The organism is Synechococcus sp. UW179B (assembly GCF_900474245.1).
Lineage (GTDB): Bacteria > Cyanobacteriota > Cyanobacteriia > PCC-6307 > Cyanobiaceae > Synechococcus_C.
Genome location: NZ_UCNZ01000006.1, coordinates 62,606 through 82,659, shown reverse-complemented (window position 1 = coordinate 82,659; position 20,054 = coordinate 62,606). Strand labels below are relative to the sequence as shown.

The 20,054-nt window shown below is 58.9% G+C and carries 20 protein-coding genes, 1 tRNA gene and 1 other RNA gene; 11 read left to right on the top strand and 11 right to left on the bottom strand.

What is annotated here, in order from left to right; genetic code table 11:
- Positions 1-56 precede the first annotated feature (56 nt).
- Positions 57-1,274, top strand: a complete 1,218-nt coding sequence (locus DXY38_RS03060; RefSeq protein ID WP_170952835.1) for an FAD-binding oxidoreductase — start codon at positions 57-59, stop codon at positions 1,272-1,274.
- On the opposite strand, the gene DXY38_RS03055 is transcribed toward DXY38_RS03060, so the two are convergent.
- Positions 1,249-2,109, bottom strand: coding sequence for a galactose mutarotase (locus DXY38_RS03055; RefSeq protein WP_115070420.1), 861 nt, complete (start codon positions 2,107-2,109; stop codon positions 1,249-1,251). The genes DXY38_RS03060 and DXY38_RS03055 overlap by 26 nt on opposite strands.
- 57 nt (positions 2,110-2,166) lie before the next feature.
- Positions 2,167-3,033, bottom strand: a complete 867-nt coding sequence (locus DXY38_RS03050) for an alpha/beta fold hydrolase (protein ID WP_244278995.1) — start codon at positions 3,031-3,033, stop codon at positions 2,167-2,169.
- Between the two features lie 126 nt (positions 3,034-3,159).
- Here DXY38_RS03050 and DXY38_RS03045 point away from each other — a divergent pair, with 126 nt between their 5' ends.
- The gene (locus tag DXY38_RS03045; protein WP_115070418.1) at positions 3,160-3,474 is read left to right on the top strand and encodes a hypothetical protein; all 315 of its coding nucleotides are present in this window, start codon (positions 3,160-3,162) and stop codon (positions 3,472-3,474) included.
- Positions 3,475-3,493: 19 nt separating this feature from the next.
- Here DXY38_RS03045 and DXY38_RS03040 read toward each other — a convergent pair whose 3' ends face one another.
- Positions 3,494-4,888 carry a cation:proton antiporter gene (locus DXY38_RS03040; RefSeq protein ID WP_170952839.1) on the bottom strand — a complete coding sequence of 465 codons (1,395 nt, stop codon included), beginning with the start codon at positions 4,886-4,888 and terminating at the stop codon, positions 3,494-3,496.
- Positions 4,889-5,118: 230 nt separating this feature from the next.
- On the opposite strand from DXY38_RS03040, the gene DXY38_RS03035 reads away from it, so the two are divergent.
- Positions 5,119-7,641, top strand: a complete 2,523-nt coding sequence (locus DXY38_RS03035; protein ID WP_115070417.1) for a glycogen/starch/alpha-glucan phosphorylase — start codon at positions 5,119-5,121, stop codon at positions 7,639-7,641.
- A gap of 89 nt (positions 7,642-7,730) precedes the next feature.
- On the opposite strand, the gene DXY38_RS03030 is transcribed toward DXY38_RS03035, so the two are convergent.
- The 3 genes from DXY38_RS03030 to DXY38_RS03020 all read right to left on the bottom strand — a co-directional run bounded on the left by DXY38_RS03030 (position 7,731) and on the right by DXY38_RS03020 (position 8,760).
- Positions 7,731-8,186: a hypothetical protein gene (locus DXY38_RS03030; RefSeq protein ID WP_115070416.1), complete on the bottom strand. Its 456-nt coding sequence runs from the start codon at positions 8,184-8,186 to the stop codon at positions 7,731-7,733.
- 36 nt (positions 8,187-8,222) lie between these two features.
- Entirely contained in the window at positions 8,223-8,576 is a 354-nt protein-coding gene (locus DXY38_RS03025; protein ID WP_115070415.1) for a hypothetical protein, read from the bottom strand.
- A 110-nt stretch (positions 8,577-8,686) separates the two neighbouring features.
- Positions 8,687-8,760: transfer RNA gene (locus tag DXY38_RS03020), tRNA-Arg, on the bottom strand.
- 21 nt (positions 8,761-8,781) lie between these two features.
- Here DXY38_RS03020 and rnpB point away from each other — a divergent pair.
- Positions 8,782-9,173, top strand: an RNA gene (rnpB, locus tag DXY38_RS03015) — RNase P RNA component class A.
- An 80-nt stretch (positions 9,174-9,253) separates the two neighbouring features.
- Positions 9,254-10,006, top strand: a complete 753-nt coding sequence (locus DXY38_RS03010; protein ID WP_115070531.1) for a ribonuclease III family protein — start codon at positions 9,254-9,256, stop codon at positions 10,004-10,006.
- On the opposite strand, the gene DXY38_RS03005 is transcribed toward DXY38_RS03010, so the two are convergent.
- Together DXY38_RS03005 and DXY38_RS03000 are read right to left on the bottom strand one after the other, a co-directional pair.
- Positions 9,964-10,779: an ion transporter gene (locus DXY38_RS03005; protein WP_115070414.1), complete on the bottom strand. Its 816-nt coding sequence runs from the start codon at positions 10,777-10,779 to the stop codon at positions 9,964-9,966. The two genes, DXY38_RS03010 and DXY38_RS03005, sit on opposite strands and share 43 nt — an antisense overlap.
- 4 nt (positions 10,780-10,783) lie before the next feature.
- A complete protein-coding gene (locus tag DXY38_RS03000; RefSeq protein ID WP_115070413.1) occupies positions 10,784-10,966 on the bottom strand; it encodes an NAD(P)H dehydrogenase subunit NdhS in 183 nt (60 codons plus the stop codon).
- 35 nt (positions 10,967-11,001) lie between these two features.
- Between DXY38_RS03000 and rimM the strand changes: the two genes are divergently transcribed.
- Entirely contained in the window at positions 11,002-11,565 is a 564-nt protein-coding gene (gene rimM / locus DXY38_RS02995) for a ribosome maturation factor RimM (protein WP_115070530.1), read from the top strand.
- Here rimM and DXY38_RS02990 read toward each other — a convergent pair.
- The gene (locus DXY38_RS02990) at positions 11,562-13,316 is read right to left on the bottom strand and encodes an SLC13 family permease (protein ID WP_115070412.1); all 1,755 of its coding nucleotides are present in this window, start codon (positions 13,314-13,316) and stop codon (positions 11,562-11,564) included. The genes rimM and DXY38_RS02990 overlap by 4 nt on opposite strands.
- 110 nt (positions 13,317-13,426) lie before the next feature.
- On the opposite strand from DXY38_RS02990, the gene DXY38_RS02985 reads away from it, so the two are divergent.
- The 3 genes from DXY38_RS02985 to DXY38_RS02975 are packed head-to-tail and all read left to right on the top strand — an operon-like array spanning position 13,427 to position 16,113.
- Complete coding sequence (locus DXY38_RS02985; RefSeq protein WP_115070411.1) at positions 13,427-14,890, top strand: mannose-1-phosphate guanylyltransferase/mannose-6-phosphate isomerase; 1,464 nt, start codon at positions 13,427-13,429, stop codon at positions 14,888-14,890.
- 27 nt (positions 14,891-14,917) lie between these two features.
- The gene (locus tag DXY38_RS02980; protein ID WP_136988020.1) at positions 14,918-15,112 is read left to right on the top strand and encodes a hypothetical protein; all 195 of its coding nucleotides are present in this window, start codon (positions 14,918-14,920) and stop codon (positions 15,110-15,112) included.
- A gap of 59 nt (positions 15,113-15,171) precedes the next feature.
- Positions 15,172-16,113, top strand: a complete 942-nt coding sequence (locus tag DXY38_RS02975; protein WP_115070409.1) for a UDP-glucuronic acid decarboxylase family protein — start codon at positions 15,172-15,174, stop codon at positions 16,111-16,113.
- Positions 16,114-16,189: 76 nt separating this feature from the next.
- On the opposite strand, the gene glmS is transcribed toward DXY38_RS02975, so the two are convergent.
- The gene (gene glmS / locus DXY38_RS02970) at positions 16,190-18,076 is read right to left on the bottom strand and encodes a glutamine--fructose-6-phosphate transaminase (isomerizing) (protein WP_115070408.1); all 1,887 of its coding nucleotides are present in this window, start codon (positions 18,074-18,076) and stop codon (positions 16,190-16,192) included.
- 51 nt (positions 18,077-18,127) lie between these two features.
- Entirely contained in the window at positions 18,128-18,373 is a 246-nt protein-coding gene (psaC, locus tag DXY38_RS02965) for a photosystem I iron-sulfur center protein PsaC (protein WP_006042515.1), read from the bottom strand.
- A gap of 149 nt (positions 18,374-18,522) precedes the next feature.
- Here psaC and acpP point away from each other — a divergent pair, with 149 nt between their 5' ends.
- Entirely contained in the window at positions 18,523-18,765 is a 243-nt protein-coding gene (gene acpP / locus DXY38_RS02960) for an acyl carrier protein (protein WP_038014040.1), read from the top strand.
- Between the two features lie 8 nt (positions 18,766-18,773).
- Positions 18,774-20,021 carry a beta-ketoacyl-ACP synthase II gene (gene fabF, locus DXY38_RS02955; RefSeq protein ID WP_115070407.1) on the top strand — a complete coding sequence of 416 codons (1,248 nt, stop codon included), beginning with the start codon at positions 18,774-18,776 and terminating at the stop codon, positions 20,019-20,021.
- Positions 20,022-20,054: the final 33 nt, after the last annotated feature.

Sequence of the window (20,054 nt, the reverse complement as noted above, 5' to 3'; positions counted from 1 at the left end):
GGCACGATCGATGGGTTTACTGAACTGGCCTGTTCGCTCACGTGCCTGAACAAGGGTTGTCCTCCACTGCGGTCCTAGCACCCAATTCTCTTGAGGAGCTTGGCCAACTCATCGCCGCCATGCATGCCGATGGGACGCCCTGGGTTCCCTCTGGCTTAGGCAGTCGTCTGCACTGGGGCCCTCCTCTTGCCGCTGATGCGGGGCCGCGGCTGAGCATGCGCCAGCTGTCGCGGATTGTTGACCATGCCGTGGATGACCTCACGATCACCGTGGATGCGGGCATGCCCATGGCGGACCTGCAAACAGCCCTGGCAGACCATCAGCAGTGGCTTCCGCTGAACTGGCCCTGGGGCAGCAGCATGGCCTCGCCTCTATCGGCGGGCACGATCGGCGGGCTGGTGGCTCGGGGGTTGTCCGGAGGCCTGCGCCAACGCCACCTAGGCGTGCGCGACCAGATCATCGGCATCAGCTTGATCCGCAGCGATGGGGTGAGCGCCCGGGCCGGCGGCAGGGTGGTGAAAAACGTGGCCGGCTATGACCTGATGCGCCTGCTCTGCGGCAGCTGGGGCAGTGTCGCCTTGATCTCCGGGGTCACGTTGCGCGTGCAACCGCTGCGTGAACCGCGCGGGCAGCTTGTTCTAGAGGGTGAGCTCAGCCAGCTCGAAGCATTCAGAGCCGAGGTGGTGGGCAGCAGCTTCACACCCGAGTGGATTGATTGGGAGCTCCGCCCAGACCAGGGGCCAAGGATCCTTCTTGGCGTAGCCAGCATCAGTGATGCTGCGGTCGTCGACCAGCTCAACCGGCTCGAGACGCTCGCTGCCCAGGCGGGGGTAAGCGCAGAGCGACAGCCGTGGGACCACCCGATCCCCGAAGAATCTGGCCTAAGCGCAGATCCACCCTGGCTGTTGCGCCTTTGTCTGCCCCCCGCCGAGCTCCAGCACTTGTTCAGCTCACGCGAATGCAGTGCTCTCAAAGGCTGGCATTGGCAGCTCGCCGCTGGTGCCGGCAGCGGTGAGGCCTGGCAGCCAAGCGGTTCTCCAGCACCGGAGTATCAAGTCGAAGCACTGAGGCGACGGGTGATCGCGTTAGGAGGGCAGCTCAGCGTGCTGATCCAACCTGGAACCCAGCCAGGAGCCCTACCGGCCTGGCTGGATGCCCCATCCCGCCCTCTCATTGAAGCCGTGAAGCGTCAATTTGACCCGAAACAACAGCTCTCAAGAGGACGGCTGCCCGGAGTGGCAGCACCGCTCAAGTCACTGCATAGCGGCAGCTGAGCTGAAGGCTTTCTCCAGCAGCGAGCTCGAGCTTGCCGTCGCCTGTAATCAGGGACTGGCGCGGCCCTGTCCAGGGCTCGAGGCAGACCATCGGGCGAGGAGGCTCGGTCCACACCACCGTGAGATCCATGGGCGATTGATGCTGCAGCTGCAAGCGCGTGCCCGCAGCCTCATCCACCAGGCTGACCGGTCCAGCCGGGCGGGTGAGAAAGTCCACTCCCTCAGGCAAGCGGCTCAATTGATCGCCGGTTTCAGCCTCTGCCATCACGAGGTGGTTCAGGCATTGGGGTGCCAAGCCTTCAAGGCTGGTGCGACTGAGGTCCGTCACGTTGAAATAGGGATGGAGACCAAAACTGAACGGCATCGACTCGCCGCCCTCATTGGCATTCGCAATCGTGGTGGTGATCTCCAGCGCACCACTCACAGGACGCACCGCCATCTCCAGGCGAAAGCGAAACGGATAGTGAGCAAGCGTTTCGTCCGTATCCGTCAAACACAAACGCACGCCGCTTTGGTCGTCGAGTAGCTCCAGCTGCCAGGGCAAGCCGCGCGCAAAACCATGCTGCTTCAGGGTGGCCTCACCACTTTTCAAGGGGAGCCGGTCACCAGGAAGGTTGCCGCAGATGGGGAACAACACCGGAATCCCACCACGGATGCTTTGCGTTGGATCGGCATATCGCGTTTGATCGAAATAGAGAATGTCCCGCCCATTGCAGAGCCATTCCGTGACGATCCCCCCGCGTTCAGGCACCACACGCAGGCGATCACCAGTTTGGGGATGCACGTATTCCCAATGGGCATACGGCGTCGACAGTTGACGGAGGGTCATGGCCATAAAACCCGGAGCTCCCACAGTGTGATCACAGGCGCTTGATCCGCGCAGCCAAGGATGTCAATCAAGTTGGAGTATTTTGGTTGGTTGGCTTTGCAGAGAGCCAAGCCAATCAAGCAGGGCCTTGTTGACCTGATCGGGAACCTCGTCATGGGGGCAATGACCGGCTTCTAACACCACTTCATGGGTATTTTCCGGAGCGTGGCGTTGGAAGCTGGCACGACGTCCAGCGGCGTTGATCCAGGGATCACGGATCCCCCAGAGCAAGAACAGTGGGGATTGCAGCTGGGCAAACAACTCATCGAGGGGTTGACCGCTGGGGATATCGAACACGGTGCGAAACACCCCAAAGGCCCCAGGATCAAGCGACGGAAGCCGAATCGATTCCACAAGGGCGTCGTCCACGTTGGTGCGGTCGACATACACCTGATTCAAAGTGCGTCGAATCGTGGACCGCCGGCGCAAATTCTCAAACAACACCCTTTGCAGCACAGGGCTTTTGAGCAGAGCTGAACCAATCGTGCGACGGGCGATGCTGCCCCAGCCACTCGGCGTCGAGCGCTGCTCATCACTGAAGGGACCTGCCGCATTCAGGAGCACCACACCCGCTGACTGGTCCTTTAACGCGGCACCAGCCGCTAAGGCCGCAAACCCCCCGAGCGAATTTCCAGCGATCACGGTGGGGCGACCGATCCGTTCCTGGACATAGGCCACCAATTGGTCACGCCAGAGAGCACCGCCGTAGGTGAGTCCCGCAGGTTTGGCGCTGCGTCCAAAGCCAAGAAGATCCAGAGCATGCACTTCGTAGTGGCTGGCCAGTACTGGAATGTTGTGGCGCCAGTGGTCGGTAGAAGCGCCAAAGCCATGCACCAACAGCAACGCTGGTGTCGTTTTGGCCTGGGCTGCTGCCTCAGGCTGCTCAGGCATCTGGCAAAGACCATGCACCGCATGGGTCTCAAACTGCCACCAGGTCTCGCCCACCACTCTTTTTCCGTCGAGGAGCGATGCTAGTCATCCTGTTCATTCCTCCGCAGCGCCGGGCACTTGCCAACGATGGACACATACGAGATGGGGCCCCTGCTGCAAAGCAGCACCCTCAGCGGAGGCCTGTTCTGGGCTCTTGCCCTTTACCTACCGCTCAGTGGCCCACTTCAACGGCTGGAGGCCAGTTTGGAAGACGGGCCCCTGAGTGGGGCCTGGCGTCAGGCCGCTTTGGTGATCAGCAGTCTTCTGCTCGCCCTTGCCGTAGGTGTGATCACCCAACTCGTGCTGGCTTGGGCGCTCGGACCAGGTTGGGCCTCCAGCTTGGCCTTAATCACCATTGGCTGGAGTTTGTTTCTCGTAGTCGCTCGCGGGCAAGGGGATTAAGTCCTGGAGGCTTGCGCGGTTAAATCAACCCAACAGGATCAGCCGCCACCTCAGCATCGACTTTGTCATCGTCATCGGGCTTATCCCCACCAATCACCAACCTGAGCAACACCGGTGCCAGGAAGGTGGTGCCGATCACCATCAACAGAATGGCTGCCTCGAGAGAGGGCGACAAAAGCTTGGCGCTGGTACCTAGTCCTAGGAAAATCAAACCCACTTCACCGCGGGGCATCATGCCAAGTCCAACCACGAGACGACGGGTGGGTTGCTTGCTCACAAAGGCCCAACCAGCAGCAATCTTGCCGATCACGGCAACCACAAACAGGAAGGCGGCGATGATCAAGGCAGTGCGGCTCGCGGGATCCGAAGGATTGATCACCGACAGGTCCATGCCGGCACCCACGAGCACAAAGAAGATCGTGGCGAACAAGGTCACGATCGGCAGGACGGCCTGCTGAATGGCGTGATTGTGCTTTGAGCTGCTGAGAATCAAACCAGCCGCAAAGGCACCGAGGGCGGCCTCCAAGCCAATCGCGGTGGCGGTAAAGCAGCTCAGCGCAAGGATGACGAAGGATGCCACCAACACCTCACCCGGTGCCTTGAGCTTGTCGATCAACCAGTCAAAGGCTGGGGCTGCCGTTCGGCTCAAGCCAATCGCCGCCACAACAAACACAGCGGCTGCAGCCACGAGCTTGACGATCGGACCAATTTCCAGGTTTCCGCCGGAGGCCAAGGCCACCACCACAGCCAAAATCACGATGCCGAGGATGTCATCAAGAACGGCCGCGCCGATCACGATCTGCCCCTCGCGGGTTTTCAAATATCCGAGTTCTCCGAACACACTGGCGGTAATGCCAATGCTGGTGGCGGTCATCGACGCACCCGCAAAGATCGCAGGAATCGCTCCTACATGGAAAAGAGCCATCAGCCCCCAGGTGCCTAGGGCAAAGGGCAACACCACACCGGCCACAGCCACGGTGAAGGCCTGAGTGCCAACGGCGATCAGTTCATCGAGCTCACTTTCCAAACCGGTGAGGAACAGCAAAGCAAACAGACCAAGCTGAGCAACCGATTCCAGCGCTGGGAAGCTTTCGTTGTAGAGCTCCGTGACTGCCTCGGGGGGCACATTGCCCAGGGATCCCAACAGGGTGACTAAGCCATTGCTCAGCTCCACTTGGGTTTCTGGTGGCACCAAGAGATGGAGACCAGAGGCGCCGATCAGCACACCGGCCAGCAGCTCTCCCAAGATTGTGGGGAGCTGAAGGCGAACCAAAACCTCGGCCAGCGCTCGCGCCGCCACGAAGATCAGCATGAATCGGCCAACCCCAATCAAGGTGCCCGCCATCTCGAGATCGTGGGCTGACAGTTCAGCCAAAAGCGGCGTGAGAAGGGGCGGCATCGCAGCAGCGAGCATCGGAATCGGCATGTTTTCTCAGCGGGACCATAAGGGCAAACGGGATCTCTGACCGCGCATTGCGATGGCCTGCTAGCTGATGGCAACAAAAAAGAGGCTGCTCAACCCTTAATTGACCGACCGTTGAACCTGAAGCCTCGGTCACAGTTCGGCGACCATTTCAAGCTTTCTTGGTTCATTACCACCACACTTAACGCAACACAAAAAGCAATCACAATATTTCTCTCTCCATGAGCAGCTCCGAACCCCTCGATCTTCGCCTTCCAACTCCTGGTTGCTACGCCGACCCAGAACGGGCGGGATTGGATGCTGATGCCGTGTTCGACGGCATGACAGAACATCTGTTTTTCACTCTCGGCAAGCTTGCACCATCCGCCAGCCGCCACGACCTTTACATGGCCCTGAGCTATGCGGTGCGCGATCGGCTGATGACGCGCTACCTGGCCAGCTTGGAGGCGATTCGGGCTCGACCGCAAAAAACCGTGGCCTATTTATCTGCGGAGTTTTTAATTGGGCCGCAGCTTGCCAACAATCTGCTGAATTTGGGAATTCAGAACGAAGCGGAAGAAGCCGTGAAGCGCTTCGGGATTGAATCCCTGCAGCAGATCATCGAGGTGGAGGAGGAGCCTGGCCTCGGGAATGGCGGTCTGGGGCGCCTCGCCGCTTGCTACATGGAGTCGCTGGCAAGCTTGCAAATCCCAGCCACGGGCTACGGCATCCGCTACGAATTCGGAATTTTTGACCAACTGATCCGCGATGGCTGGCAGGTGGAGGTCACCGATAAGTGGCTGAAAGGAGGCTGGCCTTGGGAGCTGCCGCAACCCGATCAAGCCTGTTTCGTGGGCTTTGGTGGCCGCACGGAGAGCTATCTCGACGACAAAGGCACCTACCGCTCGCGCTGGATCCCCTCGGATCACGCCATTGGTGTTCCCCACGACGTACCGGTGCTCGGATACCGCGTAAACACCTGCGATCGCCTGCGTCTCTGGCGCGCCGATGCCACGGAAAGCTTCGATTTCTACGCCTTCAACATCGGCGATTACTACGGCGCCGTGGAAGAAAAAGTGGGGAGCGAAACCCTCTCCAAAGTGTTGTATCCCAACGACGGCACCGATGAGGGCCGGCGCCTACGCCTGAAGCAGCAGCACTTCTTTGTGAGCTGCTCGCTTCAGGACATGTTGCGAAGTCTCGATAACCGTGGTCTTTCCGTCGACGACTTCCCCGAGTACTGGACTGTTCAGCTCAACGACACTCACCCGGCCATCGCGGTTGCAGAACTGATGCGTCTGCTGATCGATGATCGCCACATGGAATGGGACAAGGCTTGGGACATCACTCGCCGTTCCGTGGCCTACACCAATCACACCCTGCTCCCCGAGGCCCTCGAGAAATGGGATCTCAAGCTGTTTGGAAGCCTGTTACCCAGGCATCTAGAGCTGATTTATGAAATCAACCGTCGCTTCCTGCAGCAGGTGCGCTTGCGCTATCCCGGCAACGAAGCGATTCAACGCAAACTTTCGATCATCGATGAAGAGGGTGGTAAGTCCATCCGCATGGCCCACCTCGCCACCATTGGCGCCCATCATGTGAATGGTGTCGCGGCGCTCCACTCCGATTTGGTGCGCGAGCAACTGATGCCGGAATTCGCCGAGCTCTGGCCCGAAAAATTCACCAATGTGACCAATGGCGTCACCCCAAGGCGTTGGGTGGCCCTGTCCAATCCAGGACTTTCAACCCTTCTGGATGAGCATGTGGGCCCAGACTGGGTTACCAACATGGAGATCCTGCGCAAGCTTGAGGATCGTCAGGATGACACTGGCTTCTTGAACCACTGGGAAGACACCAAGCTCTCCGTGAAGCGCAAGCTCTCGACCTACATACACCGCAACACCGGTGTGTTGGTGGATCCATCCAGCTTGTTTGATGTGCAGGTGAAGCGCATCCATGAGTACAAACGCCAGCATCTCAATGCTCTGCAGGTGATTACCCAGTACCTGAGGATCAAAAACGGCAAGGCCGATGGCATGGCACCACGCACGGTGATCTTTGGAGGCAAAGCGGCACCTGGCTATTACATGGCCAAATTGATCATCCGCTTCATCAACGGCATCGCCGAAACGATCAATGCTGATCCCGACATGGACGGACGGCTGCGGGTGGTGTTCCTGGCTGATTACAACGTGAAGCTCGGCGAACAGGTGTATCCAGCCTCAGACCTCTCCGAACAGATCTCCACGGCCGGCAAGGAAGCGTCCGGTACCGGCAACATGAAATTCGCGATGAATGGAGCGCTCACGATTGGCACCCTTGATGGCGCCAACGTGGAAATCCGTGAGCACGTGGGCGCGGAGAATTTCTTCCTATTCGGCAAGACCGTGGAAGAGATTGCTGCTCTCAAGCAAGGCGGATACAGGCCTTGGGAAGTGGTCGAATCGGTTCCTGAGCTGGCAGAGGCCATCCGCTTGGTGGAAATGGGTCACTTCAGCAATGGCGATGGTGAGCTCTTCCGTCCTCTGATTGACAATCTCACCGGGAATGATCCCTTCTTCGTGATGGCTGATTTCGCCGACTACCTGCGCGCGCAGGATGCGGTGAGCCTGGCCTGGACCGATCGTCATCACTGGAACCGAATGTCTGTGTTGAACAGCGCTAGAAGCGGCTTCTTCTCCTCGGATCGTTCGATTCGTGATTACTGCCGCGACATCTGGAAGGTGGAAGCCATGCCAGTGGAGATCACCTGCGACGTCCGCTGATATTCAAAAGCCCCCGAGATATTCTCGGGGGCTTTTTTTGAAGCGTTTAACTCACTCTTCTATGAAAGCTACAAAAAGACGCCGCTTGCTCAGCTGCGATCGGGCAGATCAGGGGTTTGGTGCAGCAGACGATTCAAGCGCAGGCGATCGGCATTGAGGGGATCTGGGGCGAGTTCACCCGCCAGCTCCCTGAACTTCTGTTCAATATCGTCAGGCACACGCACATCAAAGATGCGCTCCATCAAGGCTTCGATGGAAAAAAGGTGAGCATTGATATTTTCCAAATCAGCCATCGCTTGATGGATAGCATCAGCAGGCTCTTCTCCACCACCAATCGGGGTGGCATGGGTTTGGGCGTCAGCGCCCGGGGTGCCATGTTGCTTTTGCAGATCCTCGAGCACACGGCCAGAGAGGGTTCTGAAGGCTTGAAGGGCCGCCCAACTCAGCTCCTGCTGCTGACGCAAGGTTGGTGACTCTCTGATCAGACGGTCATGCTCACGGTAGAAGCGTTGACAGTCTGGGCATTGACAGGGCTCTTCAGGCAAAGCAGACCCTCAGTTAGTAACCATCATGACACCTGATCAAGCAGCCAATGGCGGATCCTGATCAAACCCGGACCGATCATCGAGCTGATCAAGGAACGGATCCGCATCCCTGTCCACAACACCTGGCAGAGGGATCTCGATCGAACTCACCACATTGAGAGCATCCCGCAAACGCATGGAATCGGCAAACCACCCCATCGCTTGCTCGGTATCTCCACGACTCTCAGCGTCACTGGCCTGATCTTCATGGGCTTCCGCCAAGAGGGCAAGCCAGCAGAGGCAACGCGCTTGCACCACAGATAAGTCAAGGTCGCTTGGCTGGCTGGCAGCGATGCGCTCGCTTTCCTGCTGAACCAAAAGCCGCAGCCGAAGCTCGTGAAGCTGGGTCATGGAACCGGTTCACACTTCCAAAATTAGCGGGGGTTGAGCACCTAGCTACCCCAACCAACCAAAAGGATCAGCTCATCAAGAGAAAGGAACAGCGCGATGGCCTTCAGTCACGGGGCTGGCGGGACTCGAACCCACGACCTACGGTTTAGGAAACCGTCGCTCTATCCGGCTGAGCTACAGCCCCTCAGGAGCCATTATGGGGGTTGAAAGTAGGCGAGGTGATCGCAATTGATGGCCGTTGCCCTCGGGCTGCAGTCATTGGTTGAGGAAAGTCCGGGCTCCCCGATGGCCAGGCTTGCTGGGTAATGCCCAGTGCGGGTGACCGTGAGGAGAGTGCCACAGAAACACACCGCCGATGGCCGGTTCGCCGGCACAGGCAAGGGTGCAAAGGTGCGGTAAGAGCGCACCAGCAGCATCGAGAGGTGCTGGCTCGGTAAACCCCGGCTGGGAGCAAGGCCTAGGAACGACGGGTGGCCATCTTCCCCGTTCCGCCAGAGTGCGCCGCTCGAGGTCGTCGGTAACGACGATCCCAGATAGATGATCACCCCCCTTCCTTGGAAGGGTGAACAGAACCCGGCTTATGTCCTGCTTTCAACCCTCTTTGTTGCTGTTCCGTCAGGCTGCATCATCAAGAGCCTCAAGCTAAAAACAAGTCATTCGCATCCGCCGGAGTTGCTGTGATCACTCCCCTGCGCGAACAACAACTTCAAGAGCTCTGGCGCCAACTCGTTCCAGAGTCGAGCCCCAACAACAGTGCCCTAAACACGGAGCAGTTAGAGCACCTCGACGAAGCGCTCACCCACACCTCCACAGGGTTCGCGCGCCATCACGAACAGCTGGAGTTTCTCGGTGATGCGGTGCTGCGCCTGGCGGCTTCGGATTTCATCGAATCCGAACACCCGCAAATGCCTGTGGGGGAACGCTCTGCTCTGCGCGCCCAATTAGTAAGCGACCGCTGGCTGGCGGACTTGGGCGAAGCCATCGGCATCGAAGCGCTCTTGAAGCTGGGATCCAAGGCAAGCGGCGATGTGGCCGCAAGCGCCACCCTTCGGGCCGAGCACTGCGAAGCCCTGATCGGCGCGATCTACCGGATCAGCTGCAAGGTATCTCCCGTGCAGACTTGGCTCACGCCCTACTGGCGGCAAACGAGCCGCGATGTGCTCGCGGATCCCCACCGAGGAAACAGCAAATCAGCGCTGCAGGAATGGACCCAATCCCAGGGGCTGGGGCTACCGACTTACACCTGCAAAGAAATCAGCCAGCGCCATGGTGACCCCCGGCGTTTTCACTGTCAGGTGTTCATCCATAACCAAAGCTGTCCAACAGCAGAGGCCTGGGGTGGATCGCGGCGCCAAGCAGAGCAGCAGGCAGCTAAAGAAGCCTTACGTCAACCTTTAGCTGAGGCAGACGGCAGCATCGCTCCGCACTGATCGCAATGCAGAGCTTCCGAGCGATGGCTCTGCGCTCCACAACTCAGGCAGCTGCGGCCACCGCGGCGCACCTGCTGCATCGTTTCCACGGTGATGATCCCCGTGGGGATGGCGATGATCCCAAAGCCCAGCAGCATCACCACAGCAGCCAGCAATTGACCGAGCACCGTTTGGGGAACGATGTCTCCATAACCAACGGTGGTCATCGTGACGATCGCCCAATACACCCCTTGGCCAACAGTCTGGAACTGGGTTTCTGGATGGCTGCTTTCCACCAGCACCATCAAATAGCCCAGCACCACCTGGGCCATCACCACAAAAAACAAAAACACGCCAATCCGGCGGGCACTGGCCTTCAAGGCATTGCCCAGCAGCTGGGCTTCATCGAGAAAGCGCAGCAGCTTGAACACGCGCAGCACCCGCCCAAACTTGAAAATCCAGAGAATCAGACCGCTGCTGATCTGGGGGACGAAAAAGAACAGAACGGCTGAAACATCAATCAAGCCGTAGAAGCTGAATAGGTACTTGCGCGGCTTGGGGGATACCCACAAATGCAGCAGGAAGTCGGCGATGAACACCAACAAACACACATGCTCTAACTGCCCCACCCAGCTGGGCACCTCACCCGGCGCGGCCAACCTCAAGGGATGGGGCTGGACTAAAAGGCCAGCCACGCTGAGCAGAATCGTGCCAAAAATGATCAGGTTGTAAACACGGCCGGCCCTGGTGTCGGCATCAAGAACAATCCGCCGCAAGCGCAGACGCCAAGTCATCCCATCAAGCGGCGCTGAGATCGCTGAGGCGCATCGTCACAAGCTTGTCCCAATTCCCGCCTTCAAAGAGCACCGCCGCACGATCGCCACTGATCCGCTGCACAAACCCGGTGTAGCCGTTGTAAATCGAGCGGGTGTCCACCACGGTGACCGTGGTACCAGGCAGGATCGGAGCGGCAGAAGCCATGGAAGGAACGGCGGTCGTAGCGCCATTATCGAATGATGACTTCCACTCCGTCACCTCATTCAGCTGATCCGAGCAGCACAGACGACTGGCTGCCGGTGGGGCAGCTCGTGGGCGCTCAGGGATTAAGGGGCGAGCTGCGCCTGAACCCGGCCAGTGATTTTCCCGAACGCTTCACCGAGCCAGGCCCTCGCTGGCTGCAAGCCAAGGGATCAGAGCCAAAAGAAGTGGAGCTGCTCGAAGGCCGGCAGCTGCCAGGCAAAAGCATTTACGTGGTGCGCCTGAAAGGCGTGAACAACCGGGCCAATGCGGAAGCGCTCGTTGGCTGCACGGTGCTGGTGCCTGCTACGGACCGGCCCGAGCTGGCGGATGGGGAGTTTCACCTGCTCGATCTGGTGGGCCTCGAGGCGCGATTAGGGGGAAATGACGAACCGATCGGCACGGTGAGCAACCTGATCAGCGGCGGCAATGACCTGCTGGAGATCAAGCTCAGCAATGGCAAAACGGTGTTGGTTCCTTTCGTGGAAGCGATCGTTCCAGAGGTGCAGCTGGAGGAGGGCTGGTTGCTGCTCACCCCACCGCCAGGACTCCTGGAGCTTTAAGCAAACCAAAGCAACAACAGGGGAACGATCAGGGTGTAAGCCAACGAGAGCGGCCAACCAAAGCGGAAAAAGTCCAGGAAGCGGTAGCGGCCAGGGGCGTACACCATCAAGTTGGTTTGGTAGCCAATCGGCGACAGAAAACTTTGACTGGCCGCAAACAGCACGGCGGTGGCAAACAGCATCGGCGGCTGCCCCAATCCCGTGGCTACAGCAGCAGCGATCGGTAAGACCAGAGCCACGGCGGCTGCATTGCTGAGCAGTTCGGTGGCCACCAGGGTGATCGCATACATCACAAGCAAGGCCCCATAGGCGGAGCTGTTTTGAAGAAACGTGAGCAAGCTTGAGGCCGCCTGATCCGCCAGACCCGTTTTTTGTAGGGCCACGCTGAAGCTGTAGAGACCACCCAACAGCACATAAAGATCCCAACGAATCGAGCGGAGGGCCGTACCGGCATCAAGGCAATTGCCGATCACCAACACCCCCACACCCACCAGCACGGCTGCAACAAGTGGCATCACCTTCAAACCTGCCAGCAACAGCACGGCGAGCATCACGCTGATCGCCAAGCCCTTGCGGTGGGTGGAGGGGAGATCGTCGTCGAGCTGATCGAGCACCACCAGATCGCTGGATTGCTGCAGCCCGCGCAGGGCATCGAGCGGGGCCTGCAGTAGCAACATGTCTCCCTCGCGAAGAACCACCCGCCCTAAGCGATCGCGAAGGGTGCTGTTCGCCCTGTTCACAGCCAGCACGGTGGCATTGAAGCGCTGACGAAAGCGCAGCTCGCGCAGGGTGGCTCCTGCCAACAAAGAGCCAGCCGGCACCAACACCTCGGCATGACGGATGTGGGGCAATTCCGCAGCGAGCAGGGTGCCGGCCAAATCCACCATCCGGTCTTGCTGCAAGCGCAACAGCTCCTGGCGGCTGCAGCGGAGTAGCAAGCGGTCGGCAGCTTGCAAGCGCAATTGGGCCAGGGGCGGCTGAAGCCGTTGGCCGTCGCGGTGCACATCGAGCACATCCACGTCAAAGCGGCGCTGCAACCGGCTCTCATGCAAGGTGACCTCACAGAGCGGAGAGCGGTTTGGGATCACCACCTCCGTGAGGTAGCCATCACGGCTCAACGCCTGCAAGTTGTCGTCGCTTTGATCACCGCGATCGGGCAAACAACGGCCAGCTATCACCAGGTAGAAGGCACCGATCAGCCACACAGGAATACCGATGGCCGTAAAGGAAAACAGCTCAAAGGTGCCGTAGCCGAGCCGCGTAACTAAATCACTGGCGAGCAGGCTGGTGGAGGTGCCAATCAGGGTGATCGTGCCGCCAATCAGGGTTGCAAACGAGAGGGGCATCAACACCCGCGACGGGCTGATTCCGCGGCGCTGACACCAGCCCTGCACCACAGGCAGCAAGATCGCCACGATCGGGGTGTTGGGGATGAAGCCGGAAATCGGTGCCACCACAAAGCCAAACACCACCATCAACTGACTGGGGTTACGAATCCGTGGCGATGCCAACAGTTCACGCAAGCGATCCAAAGCACCGCTGTGCAGCAAGCCATTGGAGAGCACAAACAACCCCACCAACGTGATCAAGGCAGGGCTGCCAAAACCAGCCAATGCCTCATTAGGTGTAAGCACTCCTGTGGCCATCAGCAATCCTGCGGCCAACAACGCCACCAGCTCAGGAGCCAGCCAACCGCCGATGAAACAGGCGATTGCCAAAGCCAACAGCAGCAACGTGACCAGGGCGCTCAAGAGGGCCTCACTGGGATGGGCAACACAAACGTGAGCTCAGCATCGGACATCGAGCTACTGCTCCAACAAACACAGTGGATCAAGGTGCAAGGCGGCAGGCCTGCGCAACAATGAGTCCACTTCACTACGCGCCAGTGGTCACCTCGCTGATTCCTGTGATCCTTTGTGGCGGCACAGGCACGCGCCTTTGGCCCCTATCCAGGGCAAGTTACCCCAAACAGTACTGGCCCCTTGGCGGTAGCGGAGATGACACTCTCTTGCAACAAACCCAGAAGCGTTTGGCAGGCATCGACGCCCTTGGTGACCCTCTGCTGATCTGCAATGAGGACCACCGCTTCATCGTGGCCGAGCAGATGCGCCAAATCGAGGTGCAGCCTGGAGCCATCTTGCTCGAACCGATGGGTCGCAACACCGCTCCGGCTGTGGCTGTGGCAGCCCTTCAAGCCACAGCCCAAGGGGAAGATCCCCTGTTACTGGTGCTCGCTGCCGACCATGTGATCCGTGATGGGGCACACTTTCAAGCTGCCATTGCCGCTGGACGAAAGGAAGCCGAGGCAGGTCGTTTGGTGACCTTTGGGATCGTGCCGACCGCACCCGAAACAGGTTATGGCTACATCGAAGCAACTGAGCCGCTCGAGCCAGGAGCGTTAACGCCTGTTCCGATCGCGCGGTTTGTTGAGAAGCCCGATCAAGCCACCGCCGAACAATTTCTGGCCAGTGGCCGCTTCACCTGGAACAGCGGCATGTTTCTGTTTAAGGCCAGCGCCATGCTCGCCGAACTAGAGCGACTCGCCCCTGAAGTGGTGAGCTGCTGCCGCGCTGCCCTTGAACAAGATATGGCCGATCTTGATTTTCTGCGCCTGGATCGAGAGGCCTTCGCCAAATGCCCCAATGTGGCCATTGATGTGGCCGTGATGGAGCAGACCGAGCTCGGCACCGTGCTTCCCCTCGACGCCGGTTGGAGCGATGTGGGCAGCTGGAGTGCCCTCTGGGACACCGCGGATCGCGATGAAAACGGCAATGTTTTGCGCGGCCGTGTGATCAGCGAAGGCAGCAAAAATTGTTATCTACGCAGCGAACACCGGCTGGTGGTGGGCCTCGGCGTGGAGAACCTGGTGGTGGTCGAAACCGATGACGCCGTGCTGATCGCTGATCGCAACCAAGCACAAAACGTTAAAACGGTGGTGAAGCAGCTGGAAGCGGAGGGAAGCCCCGAGGGCAAAGCCCATCGCAAGATCTATCGCCCTTGGGGGGCCTACACCGGAGTGGTGGAGGGAACGCGCTGGCAAGTGAAACGCATCTCCGTGAAACCGGGGGCCAGCTTGTCGCTCCAGATGCATCACCATCGCGCCGAGCATTGGGTGGTGGTGCGCGGCACCGCCGTTGTGGAACGCGACGGCACAGAGCAGCTGATCGGCGAAAACCAAAGCACCTACATCCCCCTGGGCTGCAAGCACCGGCTCACCAACCCAGGCAGGATTCCCGTAGAAATGATCGAAGTACAGAGCGGCGAGTACCTCGGCGAAGACGACATCGTGCGCTTCGAAGACCGCTACGGAAGAAGTAATCAATAGAACAGAGACTTCCGATCACTCCCTTGCATGTCTCAAGCTTTTACCTATTGGGAGGTACTCAACGCCTTCTCAACCATCAAGCCAGAAAACGAACGCAAGCAGGCACATGCAAATTTAACCAAGCGATCGGCAAACGCCTCTCCCAGAAACACTTTTCCGCTCTCACTTACCTTGGAATTGACCTTGTTGATGGTTTGCGATGCTTTTCAGTTGGCAGCTTGAACAAGCCCAAACAGATTCAACCTCAAGTCATCTCTAATCAAATCCTGACGACCTGAAGAATGCCAGCATCCCTCACTCGCAATCTGATCACAGGAGGTGCTGGTTTCCTGGGATCCCATCTCTGCGACCGTCTGATGGAAGCAGGAGAAGAGGTGATCTGCCTGGACAATTACTTCACAGGCCGAAAGCAGAACATTGCGCATTGGATTGGGAATCCACGCTTTGAGCTGATCCGTCATGACGTCACCGAGCCAATCAAGCTCGAGGTGGACCGGATCTGGCATCTAGCTTGTCCCGCCTCCCCAGTGCACTACCAGTTCAACCCGGTGAAAACGGCGAAAACTAGCTTTCTCGGTACTTACAACATGCTTGGCCTAGCTCGCCGCGTCGGGGCAAGGCTGCTAATGGCCAGCACGAGTGAGGTCTATGGCGATCCTGAGGTCCATCCCCAACCCGAGAGTTATCGGGGTTGCGTTAATACGATTGGCATCCGCAGTTGCTACGACGAAGGCAAGCGCATTGCTGAAACGCTCTGCTTCGACTATCAACGCATGCACGGCTTGGAGATCCGGGTGATGCGGATTTTCAATACCTATGGTCCGCGCATGCTTCCTGATGACGGCCGGGTGGTGAGCAATTTCATCGTTCAGGCACTGAAAGGAGAACCGTTGACCCTGTATGGCGATGGAAGTCAGACCCGCAGCTTCTGTTTTGTGGATGATCTCATCGAGGGCATGATTCGCTTGATGAATGGAACCCACACCGGGCCAATCAACATCGGCAACCCAACGGAATTCACGATCCGGCAGCTGGCAGAGCTGGTGCGAAAGAAGATCAATCCAGAGTTGGAGTTGATCTGCAAGCCGTTGCCCCAAGATGATCCGCTCCAACGGCAGCCCGTCATTGATCTTGCACAGAAGGAGTTGGGCTGGACACCTGCGGTGGCGCTAGAGAACGGTCTTGAGCCCACGATTGCGTACTTCAAGGAGTTGCTGCTTTAGGCACGACCATTCCAATCGCTTTCATCTCAAATCTCATCGCGTCTGTCCCTGGTGGGAACGTAGAAATTTGCTGCAATCACTCCACCGTGACGCTCTTCGCCAGATTGCGTGGCTGATCCACATCCAGGCCGCGATAGGCAGCGATGTGATAACTCAGCAACTGCATCGGCACCACGGTGAGCAGCGGGCTCACCCACTCGCTTACTTCAGGCACGGGCAACAGCGCATCAAACAACTCTGTATCAGGACCTTGAGGAGCCACCCCGATCATTTGCGCATCCCGGGCTTTCGCCTCCTGGGCATTGCTCAACACCTTTTCAAACACAGGGCCAGGCATCGCAATCGACACCACAGGCACATGGGAGTCGAGCAGGGCGATTGGCCCATGCTTCATTTCTCCGGCGGGATAGCCTTCGGCGTGGATATAACTGATCTCCTTGAGCTTGAGTGCACCCTCTAAGGCAATCGGGTAATTGATTCCACGACCCAAGAAAATGACATCCTTGGTATCGGCAAAGCGTGGGGCCAACGCTTCCGAGCCCTTGTCGTGATGCTCCACCAGAAGTTCCAGCTGCTGCGGCAAAGCTCGAAGTTCCTCGAGCAATTCGCTGATCTCAGTCTCAGAGCGATGCCCCCGCCTTGCGGCGAATGCAATCGCCAGGCCATAAAACGCCAACAACTGCCCAAGAAAAGTTTTGGTTGCAGCAACACCAACCTCAATACCGGCCCCGATATCCAGGATGTACGGCACCTGTCTGGCCAAGGAGCTCTCGGTGCGATTGGTCACCCCCAGCTGCTTCGCTGCATAGTCGGGCTGGCCAACGTCCTGCCTCCTCTTGGCATCCATGCTGAGCGCCGCCAGCGTGTCGGCCGTTTCACCAGATTGCGTCACCCCAATGGTGAGGGTGTGGGGCGCCAGTGGTGGTGGGGCATAGCGAAACTCGCTGGCGTAAAACACCGAGGTGGGAAGCCCGGCGAATTGCTCCAGCAAATAGGCCCCCACGAGGGCGGCATGGCGACTAGTTCCGCACGCCAGGATTTGGATGCGCTCCACGCCTTCGTAGAACGACTCTTCAAACGGAAGCGCCACCGGATTGCTTGCAGGCAGCCCCACTGGCAGATGCCGGTCCACCCAGAGCCGTGCCGTTTCCGGCTGCTCATGGATTTCCTTCAACATGAAGTGGCGGAAATGGCGCTTATCGGCGATGTGATCCGAACCACTCAGCGTGGTTGGCGTGCGCTGTTGCCGCACCCCTTCCGCGTCATAGAGCTCGATCCCCAGCGGACTGAGCAGCGCCACTTCGCCGTCTTCCATGGGAAGAATCGTGCGCGTGAATCCCGCCAATGCAGGCGTATCACTGGCGCAAAGAAACTCACCTTCCCCAAGACCAATCAAGAGCGGTGCCGCTTTGCGTGCCACCACCAGAGCGCCGGGGGCATCCGCCCACAACACCGCCAAGGCATACGCCCCTTGAAGCCGGGGCAAGACCGCCTGCACGGCTTTTAAAAGAATTTCGCCGTTTCCAGCCCCCTCACCAACCCCCATCAACTGCAATTGCGCAGCAATCAGATGGGGAATCACCTCAGTGTCGGTTTCCGACTGAAAGCTCACACCCTCAGCTGTGAGCTCTTCACGCAGGGCGCGGTGATTTTCGATGATCCCGTTCTGAACGACGGCAACCCTTCCACTGCCATCACGGTGGGGGTGCGCGTTGCGCTCTTCCGGCTTGCCATGGGTAGCCCAGCGGGTATGGCCGATCCCGCAAAGCCCTGGCGCACCCTCACTGTCCACACGCACGGTGAGGTTGTTCAGCTTCCCTTTGGCGCGAAGGCAGTGCAAATCCTTGCCCTGCAGCGTTGCAATACCCGCGGAGTCGTAGCCGCGGTACTCCAGCTGGCGAAGTCCTTCCAGGAGGAGCGGTGCCGCGTCTCGCGAACCGATCACCGCAACGATGCCGCACATATAAAAAAACCCGGCAGTGCCGGGCTGATCTTATGGGTATAAAAGCTGGCTTTAGTAGGACAAGCCCATACTTCGACTCGTTTCATCCCCAAGATAGACGCGAATACTCAGGAAATCGGTGGGACAGGCGGTCTCACAGCGCTTGCAGCCCACACAATCTTCTGTGCGGGGAGACGAGGCAATTTGGCCCGCCTTGCAGCCGTCCCAAGGCACCATTTCGAGAACGTCCAGGGGACAAGCACGCACACATTGTGTGCAACCGATGCAGGTGTCGTAGATCTTGACGGCGTGGGACATGTGCCCGTTCCGGTGCGGATGACTTGAAATCAAGGTACCCGTCGCGGGTGCCACTGAGCCATTCACGCAGGCACGCCGTCACCGTTGTTAACGCCACGAGGTGACACATGGGGCAAGCCCGTAAGATGCGGCGTCACGTCTGCACGGCCATGTCCCAGGAATCGATCCTCGAAAAAGTCCGTTCGATCGTTACGGAGCAGCTCAGCGTCGACGCCGGCGAAGTCAAACCTGAGTCCAACTTCCAGAACGATCTGGGGGCTGACTCCCTCGACACCGTCGAGTTAGTAATGGCTCTTGAGGAAGCGTTCGACATCGAAATTCCCGATGAAGCCGCCGAAGGAATTGCCACGGTCGGCGATGCCGTCAAATACATCGAAGACAAGCAAGCCTGAGGATCTGCATGGTGGAGGGTCTCCAGCGCGTCGTGGTCACAGGCCTCGGTGCCGTTACACCGATCGGCAATACCGTCGCTGATTATTGGGAGGGCTTGACCTCCGCAAAGAACGGCGTCGAAGCGATCACCTTGTTTGATGCAGCGCAGCACGCCTGTCGCTTCGCTGCTGAAGTCAAGAATTTCGATCCCAGCGGCTTCATTGAGCCCAAAGATGCCAAACGCTGGGATCGTTTCTGCAAGTTCGGCGTGGTGGCGGCTAAGCAGGCCCTCGCCGACTCCGGCCTCACGATCACTCCAGACAATGCCCATCGCATTGGCGTCAGCATCGGCTCTGGGGTGGGCGGGCTGCTCACCATGGAAACCCAAGCTCATGTCTTGAAAGACAAAGCTCCGGGTCGCGTCAGCCCCTTCACGGTGCCGATGATGATCCCGAACATGGCCACCGGGCTCGCTGCGATCGCTCTCGGAGCCCAAGGTCCGAGTTCCGCAGTAGCCACCGCCTGTGCTGCAGGCTCCAATGCCATCGGTGATGCCTTCCAGCTCTTGCAGTTGGGCAAGGCGGACGTGATGATCTGCGGCGGTGCCGAATCAGCGATCACGCCCCTGGGAGTTGCGGGCTTCGCCAGTGCCAAAGCGCTGTCGTTCAGGAACGACGATCCCGCCACTGCGAGTCGGCCATTCGACAAAACCAGGGATGGCTTCGTGATCGGAGAAGGTTCAGGGATTTTGGTCCTTGAGACCCTGGCCCATGCCGAAGCGCGGGGTGCCACAATTTTGGCCGAAATCGTGGGTTACGGCACCACCTGCGATGCTCACCACATCACCTCGCCAACGCCAGGCGGCGTCGGTGGAGCCGCTGCCATGCGCCTCGCTCTTGAAGATGGCGGAATCTCAGCTGACAGCGTGGACTACGTCAACGCCCACGGCACCAGCACACCTGCCAACGACAGCAACGAAACCGCAGCCATTAAGAGTGCTCTTGGCAGTCGTGCCAAGAACATTCCGGTGAGTTCCACCAAGTCGATGACAGGCCACCTGCTTGGAGGCTCAGGCGGCATCGAAGCTGTGGCCTGTGTGCTAGCCCTGCGCAACGGCGTGGTCCCGCCCACCATCAACTACAACAATCCGGACCCCGATTGTGATCTGGATGTTGTGCCGAACACAGCTCGTGAACTAACACTAGGAACAGTGCTGTCCAACTCCTTCGGCTTCGGCGGTCACAACGTCTGCCTCGCCTTCCGACGCATGAGCTAATACCAAGCTCAGCCCAATCCCCCCTCGTCCCCC

Coding starts and splice junctions, on each gene's coding strand:
- DXY38_RS03055 (WP_115070420.1), bottom strand. CDS start 2,109: ATGGCCATGACCCTCCGTCAACTGTCGACGCCGTATGCCCATTGGGAA.
- DXY38_RS03050 (WP_244278995.1), bottom strand. CDS start 3,033: ATGCCTGAGCAGCCTGAGGCAGCAGCCCAGGCCAAAACGACACCAGCG.
- DXY38_RS03045 (WP_115070418.1), top strand. CDS start 3,160: ATGGACACATACGAGATGGGGCCCCTGCTGCAAAGCAGCACCCTCAGC.
- DXY38_RS03040 (WP_170952839.1), bottom strand. CDS start 4,888: ATGCTCGCTGCTGCGATGCCGCCCCTTCTCACGCCGCTTTTGGCTGAA.
- DXY38_RS03035 (WP_115070417.1), top strand. CDS start 5,119: ATGAGCAGCTCCGAACCCCTCGATCTTCGCCTTCCAACTCCTGGTTGC.
- DXY38_RS03025 (WP_115070415.1), bottom strand. CDS start 8,576: ATGACCCAGCTTCACGAGCTTCGGCTGCGGCTTTTGGTTCAGCAGGAA.
- DXY38_RS03005 (WP_115070414.1), bottom strand. CDS start 10,779: ATGACTTGGCGTCTGCGCTTGCGGCGGATTGTTCTTGATGCCGACACC.
- DXY38_RS03000 (WP_115070413.1), bottom strand. CDS start 10,966: ATGGCTTCTGCCGCTCCGATCCTGCCTGGTACCACGGTCACCGTGGTG.
- rimM (WP_115070530.1), top strand. CDS start 11,002: ATGACTTCCACTCCGTCACCTCATTCAGCTGATCCGAGCAGCACAGAC.
- DXY38_RS02985 (WP_115070411.1), top strand. CDS start 13,427: ATGAGTCCACTTCACTACGCGCCAGTGGTCACCTCGCTGATTCCTGTG.
- DXY38_RS02980 (WP_136988020.1), top strand. CDS start 14,918: ATGTCTCAAGCTTTTACCTATTGGGAGGTACTCAACGCCTTCTCAACC.
- DXY38_RS02975 (WP_115070409.1), top strand. CDS start 15,172: ATGCCAGCATCCCTCACTCGCAATCTGATCACAGGAGGTGCTGGTTTC.
- glmS (WP_115070408.1), bottom strand. CDS start 18,076: ATGTGCGGCATCGTTGCGGTGATCGGTTCGCGAGACGCGGCACCGCTC.
- psaC (WP_006042515.1), bottom strand. CDS start 18,373: ATGTCCCACGCCGTCAAGATCTACGACACCTGCATCGGTTGCACACAA.
- acpP (WP_038014040.1), top strand. CDS start 18,523: ATGTCCCAGGAATCGATCCTCGAAAAAGTCCGTTCGATCGTTACGGAG.
- fabF (WP_115070407.1), top strand. CDS start 18,774: ATGGTGGAGGGTCTCCAGCGCGTCGTGGTCACAGGCCTCGGTGCCGTT.